At 71.0% G+C, this 10,959-nt stretch carries 8 protein-coding genes, 1 tRNA gene and 1 pseudogene; 6 read left to right on the forward strand and 4 right to left on the reverse strand.

The window, feature by feature from the left end; genetic code table 11:
• Window positions 1-1,132 (forward strand): annotated as a pseudogene (locus VE546_RS19695) (hypothetical protein); the annotation flags it as partial.
• Window positions 1,133-1,196: 64 nt separating this feature from the next.
• On the opposite strand, the gene VE546_RS19700 reads toward VE546_RS19695, so the two are convergent.
• Both VE546_RS19700 and VE546_RS19705 read right to left on the reverse strand, forming a co-directional pair.
• Window positions 1,197-2,849, reverse strand: coding sequence for a long-chain fatty acid--CoA ligase (locus tag VE546_RS19700; protein WP_324924149.1), 1,653 nt, complete (start codon window positions 2,847-2,849; stop codon window positions 1,197-1,199).
• A gap of 485 nt (window positions 2,850-3,334) precedes the next feature.
• Complete coding sequence (locus tag VE546_RS19705) at window positions 3,335-3,943, reverse strand: SigE family RNA polymerase sigma factor (RefSeq protein WP_324924151.1); 609 nt, start codon at window positions 3,941-3,943, stop codon at window positions 3,335-3,337.
• Window positions 3,944-4,884: 941 nt separating this feature from the next.
• Between VE546_RS19705 and VE546_RS19710 the strand changes: the two genes are divergently transcribed.
• Window positions 4,885-5,697 carry a hypothetical protein gene (locus tag VE546_RS19710; protein ID WP_324924153.1) on the forward strand — a complete coding sequence of 271 codons (813 nt, stop codon included), beginning with the start codon at window positions 4,885-4,887 and terminating at the stop codon, window positions 5,695-5,697.
• Between the two features lie 1,188 nt (window positions 5,698-6,885).
• Here VE546_RS19710 and VE546_RS19715 read toward each other — a convergent pair.
• Window positions 6,886-7,950: an LPXTG cell wall anchor domain-containing protein gene (locus tag VE546_RS19715; protein WP_324924155.1), complete on the reverse strand. Its 1,065-nt coding sequence runs from the start codon at window positions 7,948-7,950 to the stop codon at window positions 6,886-6,888.
• A gap of 150 nt (window positions 7,951-8,100) precedes the next feature.
• Between VE546_RS19715 and VE546_RS19720 the strand changes: the two genes are divergently transcribed.
• The 4 genes from VE546_RS19720 to VE546_RS19735 all read left to right on the forward strand — a co-directional run bounded on the left by VE546_RS19720 (window position 8,101) and on the right by VE546_RS19735 (window position 10,611).
• Window positions 8,101-8,301 (forward strand): hypothetical protein, encoded by a 201-nt coding sequence (locus VE546_RS19720; protein ID WP_324924157.1) that lies wholly within the window; start codon window positions 8,101-8,103, stop codon window positions 8,299-8,301.
• A gap of 24 nt (window positions 8,302-8,325) precedes the next feature.
• Complete coding sequence (locus VE546_RS19725; protein ID WP_324924163.1) at window positions 8,326-8,457, forward strand: hypothetical protein; 132 nt, start codon at window positions 8,326-8,328, stop codon at window positions 8,455-8,457.
• 91 nt (window positions 8,458-8,548) lie between these two features.
• A complete protein-coding gene (locus VE546_RS19730; protein ID WP_324924159.1) occupies window positions 8,549-9,214 on the forward strand; it encodes a class I SAM-dependent methyltransferase in 666 nt (221 codons plus the stop codon).
• Between the two features lie 929 nt (window positions 9,215-10,143).
• Entirely contained in the window at window positions 10,144-10,611 is a 468-nt protein-coding gene (locus tag VE546_RS19735; protein ID WP_324924161.1) for a hypothetical protein, read from the forward strand.
• 206 nt (window positions 10,612-10,817) lie between these two features.
• Here VE546_RS19735 and VE546_RS19740 read toward each other — a convergent pair.
• Window positions 10,818-10,907 (reverse strand) — tRNA-Ser (locus VE546_RS19740).
• Between the last annotated feature and the right edge of the window lie 52 nt (window positions 10,908-10,959).

Raw genomic sequence — 10,959 nt, forward strand, 5'->3', positions numbered from 1 at the left:
ACCGGCGTCCGCCCAGGCGCCGGTGTCGGCGTCCGCCCAGGCGCCGGTGCCGGCGCAGGCACCCGCGCCCACGCACACACCGGCCACCGGCTCGGCCGCCGGTCCGGGCCGCCGCCGCAAGCTCGCGGCCCCGCCGGCGGAGGGAGAGCGTGCCGCCGCGGCGGCTGCCGCCGCCACGGGCGCGCCGCACCCGCACCTCCAGCCGCCGCAGCCGTCGCCGCCGCAGCAGCCCCAGCTTCCGCACCCCACGGCCGCCCCGCACGTACCCGCCCCCGGCGGACGGGAGTTCGCGATCGGCGCGCCCGAGGCCGGGGTCGAGGGCCCGGAGCCGCTGGACGGCCCGAACGGCGCCGTCGAGGTCACCGGCGGCCTCAGGCCGTCGGCGCCGGTGCCCGCCGACGACGAGCTGCCGCCCGAGCCGCTGGACAACCCGCGGCGGCTGCTGGTGTGGCCCGAGCCGGACGTCTCCACCCAGCAGGCCCTGACCGACCGCGGCTACCGCCCCGTCATCGTCCACTCCCGCGAGGAGGTGGACGCCCAGATCGCGGCGTACCCGGCGGCCCTGTTCGTGGACCCGCTGACCGGCCCCATCACCCGTACCGCCCTGCAGTCGCTGCGTCAGGCCGCCGTCGCCGCCGAGGTCCCGGTGCTGGTGACGGCCGGTCTGGGGCAGGCGTCCCGGGAGGCGGCGTACGGCGCGGACCCGGCCGTCCTCCTCAAGGCCCTGGCGCCGCGCGACAGCGAGCAGCACCCGCCGCGGGTGCTGCTGGTGGAGGAGCGCGCCGCCATCGCGGAGGCCTTCGCCGCCACACTGGAGCGGCGCGGCATGCAGACCGCGCACGCCCCCTCGGACGCGGACGCGGTGCAGGTCGCCGCGCAGATCCGGCCGAACCTGGTGGTGATGGACCTGATGCAGGTGCGCCGCCGCCGCGCCGGGATCATCGACTGGCTGCGGGCGAACGGCATGCTCAACCGCACCCCGTTCGTCGTCTACACCTCGAACGGCATCGACCCGGCCGAACTGCCCCGCCTCGCCTCGGGCGAGACGGTCCTCTTCCTCGCGGAGAGGTCCACGAGCGCGGAGGTGCAGTCGCGCATCGTGGACCTGCTCGCGAAGATAGGGGCCAACTAGCGGCGGCCGGGCGCTGCCGGGCCCGCGGTCCGGCAGCGGCCTGGCAGCGGTCCGGCCCGCCCGCTCAGAGCCGGACGACGTCCAGCTCCCCCTGCGCGTACCGCGCCCGGAGCACCTTCTTGTCGAACTTGCCGACGCTCGTCTTCGGCACGGCCGGGATCAGCGCCCAGCGCTCGGGGACCTGCCAGCGGGCGACCTTCTCCGCGAGGAAGTCGCGCAGTTCCTCGTACGAGACCTCCCCCGCGTCCTCCTTCAGGACGACCGTGGCCAGCGGGCGTTCACCCCACTTCTCGTCGGGTACGGCCACGACCGCGGCCTCGGCGACGGCCGGGTGGTCCATGAGCTGGTTCTCCAGCTCCACGGAGGAGATCCACTCGCCGCCCGACTTGATGACGTCCTTGGCGCGGTCCGTCAGCGTCAGGTAGCCGTCGGGGGTGATCACGCCGACGTCGCCGGTGCGCAGCCAGCCGTCCGGGCTGAACTTGTCCTCCGGGCGGATGGGCTCCTCGCCCACGCCCCCGTAGTACGCCCCCGCGATCCAGGGTCCGCGCACCTCCAGCTCACCGGCGGACTCCCCGTCCCACGGCATCTCGGAACCGTCCGGGCCGATCAGCCGCGCCTCGACGGACGCGGGGAAACGGCCCTGGCTGATGCGGTACGGCCACGCCTCCTCCTCGTCGAGCCCGGCCGGCGGGTGGGCGACGGTGCCGAGCGGCGAGGTCTCGGTCATCCCCCAGGCGTGGGTGACCCGCACGCCGTACTTCTCCCCGAACGTCCTCATCAGGGAGGGCGGGCAGGCCGAGCCGCCGATGGTGACGTTCCGCAGGCTGGAGATGTCGCGCGGCCTGGCGGCCAGCTCGGCCAGCAGCCCCTGCCAGATGGTGGGGACGGCGGCCGAGTGGGTGGGGCGCTCGGCCTCGATCATCTCGGCGAGCGGGGCGGGCTGGAGGAAGCGGTCCGGCATCAGCAGGTTGACGCCGGTCATGAAGACGGCGTGCGGCAGCCCCCAGGCGTTGACGTGGAACATCGGCACCACGGGCAGGGTGGTGTCGGCGTCGGTCAGGCCCATCGACTCGCCCATGTTGACCTGCATGGAGTGCAGGTAGATGGAGCGGTGGGAGTAGACCACGCCCTTGGGGTCGCCGGTGGTGCCGGAGGTGTAGCACATGGCGGCGGCCGTGCGCTCGTCCAGCTCCGGCCAGTCGTACGCGGTCGGCCGCCCGTCGAGCAGCTCCTCGTACGCGTGGACGGCGGGGCGGCAGCCCTCCAGGAGGGAGGTGTCGCCGGGACCGACGACCACGACGTGCTCGACCGGCTCCATCCTCGGCAGCAGCGGGGCCAGCAGCGGCAGCAGGGAGCCGTTGACCAGGATGACGCGGTCGGCGGCGTGGTTGACGATCCAGACGAGCTGCTCGGCGGGCAGTCTGAGGTTGAGGGTGTGCAGGATCGAGCCCATCGAGGGGATGGCGAAGTACGCCTCGACGTGTTCGGCGTTGTTCCACATCAAGGTGGCCACCCGGTCGTCCCGGGCCACGCCCAGCTCGTCGCGCAGGGCGTGGGCGAGCTGGGCCGCACGCTCGCCGATCTCGGCGAACGTCCGGCGGTGCGGCTCGCCCCCACCGGTCCACGTGGTGATCCGCGACCGCCCGTGCACGGTCGAGCCGTGGGTCAGAATCCGCGAGACCAGTAGGGCAACGTCCTGCATCGTGCTCTGCACGGGGAGCCTCCTCGTTGAAGCGGCTACGCGGGGGTAGGTTTCCGCGATTGTGGTTCCATACCGAGCGGTATGTCACTACCCGGGAGGCGACTTCTTTTGGCCCGTTCCGCTCGTTGACGGAGGGGTTGCGAGGGGAGGCACCAACCTCCCGCGGGAGCGGTCCGTCACGCACCGGCGTACGCACCCCGTGGAAGCGCAGGGGAAGCGCAGGGGGCCGTCGTGCGAGCCCCCGGGGCACCCGGGACCACCGGGATCAGCAGGCCCCGGCGACCGGCCAGGCGGCTGCGCACCTCCCGCCCGGGACGACCGCCGTCGAACGCGTCACCGGGGCCGGGCGGCTCATCGCCGACGGCTCGGCAACCGTGCTCCACACCCCGAGCCCGCCTTCGGGCACGCCCTCCCCCGCTGCTCCCTGCTGCTCTCTTCTGCCACCCGTGCGGCCCACGGCCGCTCCACGGCGGCCCTCCGCCCCTGCCCGCCGGACGCTACGCCGCGGCCGGCGCGCTCAGCTCGAAAGCCTCCGCGTCCCCCGGCTCTCCCCCGTGTCCTCCTCCGTGCGGCGCCCCCTCCAGCGCGTCCGCCGCGAGCTGCGGGTCCTCGCGGAGCTTGGCCAGGGCGCGGGACACCGCGCTCTTGACGGTGCCGACCGAGACCCCGAGCACCGCGGCGGTCTGGGCCTCGCTCAGGTCCTCGTAGTACCGCAGGACGACCATGGCCCGCTGCCGGGCCGGGAGCTTGAGCACCGCACGCCACACCGCGTCCCGCACGGCCTGCTGCTCGGCGGGGTCGGGTATCGGCACCGGTTCCGGCTCGGGCAGCTCATCGCACGAGTACTCCTCCACCCTGCGCTTGCGCCACTGCGAGGTACGGGTGTTGAGCAGCGCACGGCGCACGTAACCGTCGAGCGCGCGCTGGTCCTCGATCCTCTCCCACGCCAGGTACGTCTTGGTCAGCGCGGTCTGGAGCAGGTCCTCGGCGTCGCACGGATTGGCGGTGAGCGAGCGCGCCGTGCGCAGCAGCACCGGCCCGCGCGCCCGCACGTACGAGGTGAACGTCAGCGGCGTCACGGTCGCGGTGGTCCCATGCGTGGTCATGACTCAACGCTAGGAGCCGGTATCCCGCCTGGGATCGGCCCCAGGTCCCGATGCCGGATCCGCCTCAGGTCGGAGGAGCGCGGCCCTCCGCACCTTCCCCAGGGGGAGAGGGGACCGGTTCGGATCAGGGTTGCCCGCGTGCCGCACGACAGCGCGGCCGCACCGGAGTGCGGCCGCGCGTCCCATCCCTTCTCCCGTGGGCACCGGCTGTGTCCCCACCCAGCCGACGCCCCTGGACTCACCGGAGCCTGTGGAACAGGAGCACCGCGACCGTTGGAGGGGAGGCCGCCGCGGAGACGAGACGGGCGGTGGGAGTACGTGCCATGTTCTGTCCTCCAGGAGCGTGTGCGTCTGGTGCTACGACGTCGCGGAAGCAGGCTGCCCACCGGGAAACCGGCGAATCACGGACAATGCCTCATTCGCTCGCACGAATGACGATGTGTCGATAAACCTCCCATGCAACCACAGACCCCCCTCATCCGCCCCCGCTGCCGTACCCCGGCCGCCGGACGACCGCAGACGCACGGAAGGGGCACCGGCAGAACCACCCGACCGCCCGGCCCCGTTCACCCGAACGCCCCGCCGCGCTCCTCACTCGCGCCCGCCCCGGATTTCCGCCTGGCCGACGGACCGGGGCGCGTCCGGCGAATCCCATGACGTCCGGAAGCGGCAGGCGATTTCGGCGCAGACCCCGGACCGTCCCCGACCCCGCATCGCGCTCGACGACAGGACGGGCCGCCGGGCAGGGCTTAGACCGGATGAGCGCCCCCGAACGAGGGAATCAAATACGCGAGAATCGGCACTGTGAGCTGCGTTCCCATTCCGAATGGGCGAACTACCCAGCTTCGTGGGACCAGCCCTCCGCAATACAAGGCAGTAAAAATTTGTGCCTAACGGATCCGTCTGGATTCGACCCATCTCTATGGACAAGGATTCATGCGATGCGCAAGCTCACTCGTCGGGCCGTCGTCGGTACCATCGCCGCCCCGCTGATGCTGATCGCGTCTGCCGGCTTGGCCGTGGCCGACTCCTCCAGTTTCACCAAGCACTCCGCCAAGGCTGACGAGCACGGCGCCTGGACCGAGCGGGTAAGCAGCCACGCCGAAACCGACAACGGCCATGGCGACCATGGCAGGGGCGGCGACCACGCCTCCTACCACTCGTCCAAGACCAGCGCCGACAAGCACGGCGCCCACGCCAAGAGCGTGAAGTCCAGCGCCTCCACCGGCGACCGCGACCACGGCCGCCACGGCCGCCACGGCGGTTACGACAAGGACAACGGCCACAACGGCTACGGCGACCACGACGACAAGTACGGCGACAAGCACGACGACAAGTACGGCGACAAGCGCAACGGCCACAACGACTACGACAAGGACGACGACCACGCCTCCTACCACTCGTCCAAGACCAGCGCCGACAAGCACGGCGGCCACGCCAAGAGCCTGAAGACCAAGTCCTACTCCGACGGCCACGGCAGCTACAGCGGCTACGACAAGGACAACGGCCACAACGGCTACGGCGACCACGACGACAAGTACGGCGACAAGCACGACGACAAGTACGGCGACAAGCGCAACGGCCACAACGACTACGACAAGGACGACGACAAGTACGGCAAGAACAACGACAAGGACGAGGACAAGCACGAGGACAAGAACAACGACAAGTACGGCGACAAGTACTACGGCTACGGCGACAACATCTACAGCCTGGGCGGCTACAGCATCTGGTTCGACAGCATGTTCAACTGAGGTCTTTCCGAAAGACCTCTCCCGGGTGGGCGTCGTTCCGAGCACATCCGAGCAGGCTCCGGGCCGAACGATCGCGGTGGTTCGGCTTTGAGCGCACCGAAGTCAGCAGCGCACTCGCTCCCGGCCGACCCGACGGGCTTCCTTATCGCGGGGGTCACTGCCTCCCCGCCCGTGCGGTGTCGGCCGGCGGAGCACACCGGATTCCGCCGCCTGGAACCCCAGTCGAATCCGGATGCCGCCGGGGGTGGCCACGACTGAGCCACCCCCAGCAGGCACCGGGTGCCCGCGGAGAAAACCATCCCTGAAAACCCGGCGTCCTCGTCCGGCCTCGTGGGCGAGAAGTTTCAGGGAATTCCTCCACGCAATCCGTACGCGCGTCGGCAGACGGATTCCGACCTCGCGCGCAAGGCACCGGGAAAACCCGGAACAACACCCGGAAGCAATCGGCCGCGGCCCACCCCGGACCCGGAGCCGGCATGTGTCGCCGGCGGCGGGACGGCACAGCCGCCCGGCGCGTCCGGGGCCACAGGCCGGCCACCCGCCCTGCTCCGCGGCGGAATCCCCTCCATAGGGAACAGCCTGAGCGCGGAAGGGGTGCCTCCCAGTGGGAGGCACCCCTTCCGCGCTCGCGCCGTTCCACCGGCTGGAGAAACCCGCTGTGACGAGGCCGGTCGGCTCTGCAACTCCGGGCAGCCGCCGGGGGCGGTCCCCGAAGGTCATGGCCCGGATGAACCACGGCGGACAGACCAGGAACCGACCGATGCACGACCAGCGTCCGGGGACACCCCCTCCCCCTGGCAGCTCCAGCCCGCAGCGGTTCCACGGCCTGACCGTCCATCGCGCCTGGTGTGCCCTCCCCGGTATCGGGGAACATCGGCCGGGCACCGAAGCTGATCGCTCCTGGAGTTCCCAATGCGAGGCCGTGGCGCGCCGCCTCATGCCGCCTTCCCGGCCCCGCGGTGATCCGAAGCCCCCAGAGCGCAACGGCAACGCCCACAACCATGGTTGTCACGCCGGTGGCGCGGCCTGAGGCAGGACTCGTGCGGCCATGATCCCCGGGGAGATCCGCCGTGTTCGGCCGTGCCCGACCTGACGGGAAGCGTGGGGAGCGGCGGTCATCGGCAGGCAGGCAAACGGGGCCGCACCCTGGCATGGGTGCGGCCCCGTGGCCATGGCGTGGGGCTGATGTCAGGCGGCGGCCTGGTTGCCGGTGGTGTTGCGGCGGCGGACGAGGAAGATCGCGCCGGCGCCGACCGCCATGGTCACACCGCCGATCAGGGCGATCGTCGGCAGCGCGGAGGACGAACCGGTCTGGGCCAGGGTGCCCTTCATCTTGATCTCGGTGTTGCCGACGGGCTTGACCGAGGGAACCGGCTTCTTGGCCCCGCCCTGCGGCTTGGCGCCGGGGACCTCACCGGGCTTGGCACCGGCCTTGAGGACCTCGAACTCGTAGTAGCTGTCGTCACCGGCGTAGACGCACTCGCCGGCGTCGTTGGCGTACATGCCGATGCTGACGGCGAAGCCGAGGCCGGCCGGGGCGGAGGCGTCCACGCTCAGGCGCAGGTTGACGTTGTAGGAGGTGTGCGCCTTCACCACGCTGTAGCCGACGTAGCCGGCGCCCTCGTCGTTCTCGTCGAGGGAGATGTCCTTCCAGGCGCCGGTGGCCGGGTCCTGGTACTGGAGCGTCAGGTGGCCGGTGGAGACGTCCCAGCCGCTCTCGTCCACCTGGGCGGCGAAGACGCCGAAGTCGACGCGCCGGTAGTCGGTGTCGGAGGTGTTGGTGACGTTGAGCCGGAAGGTGTGGAAGCCGCTGCCCGCAACGACCTTGGAGGGCAGCCCGGACAGGCCGGTGAGCAGGTTCTCGTCGACGAGCAGTTCCTCGCCCTCGTCGCTGCACTCCACCGGCCCCTCGCCCGGGGACGGCTCGGCCGAGGGGGAGGGGGAGGCGGGAGCGCTGGTGGAGGGGGAGGGCTCGGCCGACGGGTCGGTCTCCTCCTTCTCCTGCTCCTCCTCCGTGGCGGGGGACTCCTCGGTCTGCTCGGTCTCCTCGGTCGTCTCCTGCTCGGTGTCCTCGGCCGGGGCCTCGGTGGTGACCTCGGCCGCCGGCGTCTCGGCGACCTCCTCGGCCGGAACACTGGTGGAGGCGTTCGGGTCCGGCGTCTCGTCCGCCGCGTAGGCGGGCACGGCGAGCAGCGCGGTAGGCGCGATGACGGCCGAGGCGACGGCGGTCGCCAGGACGTGGCGAAGCTTCATGAAGACCTCTTTGGGGTCCAGGTGCCGCAGAAGCACCGACAGAAGCGGCCGACCGCAGCCCATGGGGGTCAAGCGCGGTATGGCCGTGTGAACGACCCATGTGACCTGTGAGCGGCGTCAATGGTTGTGCGCACGAAACCCGCTCCCACTGTGACGTCCACCACGGCGGGGGCGATGCCTTCCCCGCCGCGCGGGTATCGGAGTCGTCCGGCCCGACGCGCCCCCCGAGCCGGACACGGCATCGCGGTCCTCGTCCGCCGCCACGCCGAGGTGGTCCACGGCAGCCGACAGCGGACGAACGAGCAGGCCGAGCGGGCGCTGAGCGCCGACGAGGACGAGGAAGACGAGTGAGAGCGGTCCACCCGTGGTCCCCACATGACCCACACGCGCTGCTCAGAGCCGGGATACCTGATCCGCGCCAACGACTTCGAGGTGGACGACGAGCTGTGGGCCGTGGACGCCTCCGACTGCTCCCCGTGCGACAACAAGGTGCCGGACAGCCACTGACGGCCCCGGAACACCGGTAGAGTGCCCGTCCCCGCCCGCACGTCCTGGGGTGGGGACGGGGCTTCCCCAACCGCACCATGAAGGAACCGAGTTGCCCGTACCGCATGACATCGCGGCCGAGCGCGAGCTGTGGGACGCCTACGCCCGCAGCACCCGCAACGACGTGACGGACGCCGAGCCCGCCTTCGCCTGGACGCAGTACCAGGGCCACGGTCCGGGGACCGAACTCCTCGGGAACCCGGCCAGTGTGCTGGAGATCGGCTGCGGCACCGGCCGGGCCCTCGCCCACCTCGCACAGCAGGGCATCAAGGCCAGGGGCGTGGACCTCTCGCCCGTCATGGTCGAGAACGTCTCGAAGCGGTGGGGGCCGCTGGGGGTGGAGGTCGTGTGCGCGGAGGTGCTGGAGTTCCTGGCGGAGGACCGGACGACCTACGACGCCGTGTACTCGGTCTTCGGTGCCGCGTGGTTCACCGATCCGTCCCGCATCTTCCCGCTGGTCGCCGCCCGGCTGAATCCGGGCGGCGTCTTCGTCTTCTCGCAGCCTCCCGCCATCCCCGGCGCCTACGGCCCGCAGGGCATGTACTACAAGGGCGGTTTCGCCGGTCCGGCCCTGTTCGCCTACCGCTACAGCTACCGGCCGGAGGTGTGGGCCCGCTTCCTGACCCGTGCCGGATTCCGCGAGGTGGAGGTGCGCGTGCTCGACGCACCCGTCCCCGGCCACATCGGCACCCTGCTCGCCACCGCCGCCAGACCCTGACCGTTTTCCCGGCCGGCAGGGAGGAAAGGCCCTACGGCGGTGGGGACCTCTCGTTGTGTGCGGGGGGCTCGTACCGCCCTCACCCGGGAAAGGGTGCGGCGAGGCACGCGGCCGGCCGGAGCGGCTTTGGCCTGTGGTCTGCCTGGTGTTGTGCCCGATTGGTCCTCTGGCCGTGGCGACGCGGGTCCCAGTCCGGGGAGGCGGGTAAAGCCGCGAGGGCCGGCCGCCCCGGCCACGGACAAGGTCAGCACCACGAGCATCCGTCCACGGTTTCCGGCTGGGGCCGGGCTGTGAGGGCGTACGCGCCTGGTGGGCGCTGCACTGGGGCTTTCGGCGTGGGGCAGCCTGGCGGTGCGGCAGGGCTCTGGTGGGGTCGCTGCCTGGATCCGGTCGGAACGCCGCTGCGGGCCGCCCTCGAGTTCGGCGTGGCACCAGCTCAGGTCGCCCGCCCTGCCGGACACAGCGTCGCCGTACTCTTCCGGTTCTGTGCGGAGGCGATCCACCGCAGTCAAGAACGGGCGAATGGACAGATTCAACGCGCGCCCGAAGCAGCCGAGAAGTAGCAGCAGTACCCCCCCCCGCGAAGGCGCCACTCCGCCTCATCGAACGGGGTGGCGCCTTCGCCATCCGCCCAGCGGAAATCGAGCCAAACCGCACGTCGGCGAGTCGAGAGAATCACAGGTCCCGCCGGCCTCGGGCCTGAACGCCGTGCTGCGGCTTCAACCATGGCTGAAGCCGGGTGAGGAGAATCGCGGCGGTCTCCGGCGTCCCAGAAGACATCGCCAGGTGACATGCCCCCCTCACCTCAATGACTCAATGCATTCGATCACACACTCTGCGTGACAATTGGAGGTGTTGCGGTTCCAGCAGACGGGGAGTCCTTCGCCCGAGGAAACCGGACTCGGCCTCCATGCAAAGGAGTTGCGCCCATGAGTACGCCCGCTCCCGCCATCGCACCACTGATCACCAACCGGGCACCGGACAACACCGCCCTCGTCTGGGACGAGACCCGCTGGGAAACCACCGCCACCACCTGGAACGACCTGCCCGGCGCCACCATCGACCTGAAGATCGGGCAGGGCACCGCCTCGTACGGGGCGATCTTCGTGGCGACCTTCAGCGCCGAAGCCATCGCCTCCCACCCCAACAACAACGCAGTCGCCAATGTCACCGTCTTCTTCGGCAGCGACCAGGCCGCACCGGTCAGCACCAATCACCGCTTCGTGACTGCCCGCGGCAACCCGGAGTGGTCCTCCCACACCCTGATCCGCGTCGCCGAGTTCCAGCCCGCCTTCAACACTCGGGACGTCACCGCCCGCGTGAAGGTCAAAGTCTCGGACGGCGCGACGGCCGGCTTGCAGAACTGGGTCCTGAAGATCGAGCGCTACAACCTCTGACCGCACAGCCTCGCGCCCCGGCCGGCAACTCTGCGCACCGGGGCGCCACCAGTGCTCGGCCCGGCCCTCCCTTGCCGTGGTCCACGCCTGGTCCGCACCCACTGATCAGCAACGCGGCAGACCCGGATCAAGGTGAGACGGGCCCCATGCGGAAGGGGTGTCCCTCAACGAGGGACACCCCTTCCGACCTGCTGGTTCGCCGGCCTTGGCGGAGGCTGTGGGATTTGAACCCACGGTGACGTTGCCGCCACGACGGTTTTCAAGACCGTTCCCTTAGGCCGCTCGGGCAAGCCTCCTCACGCCGTTCCGCGCGGACGCGGGGCGGCGTGAGGATAGCCTAGCGCCGGT

Source organism: Streptomyces sp. (assembly GCF_035644915.1).
GTDB lineage: Bacteria > Actinomycetota > Actinomycetes > Streptomycetales > Streptomycetaceae > Streptomyces.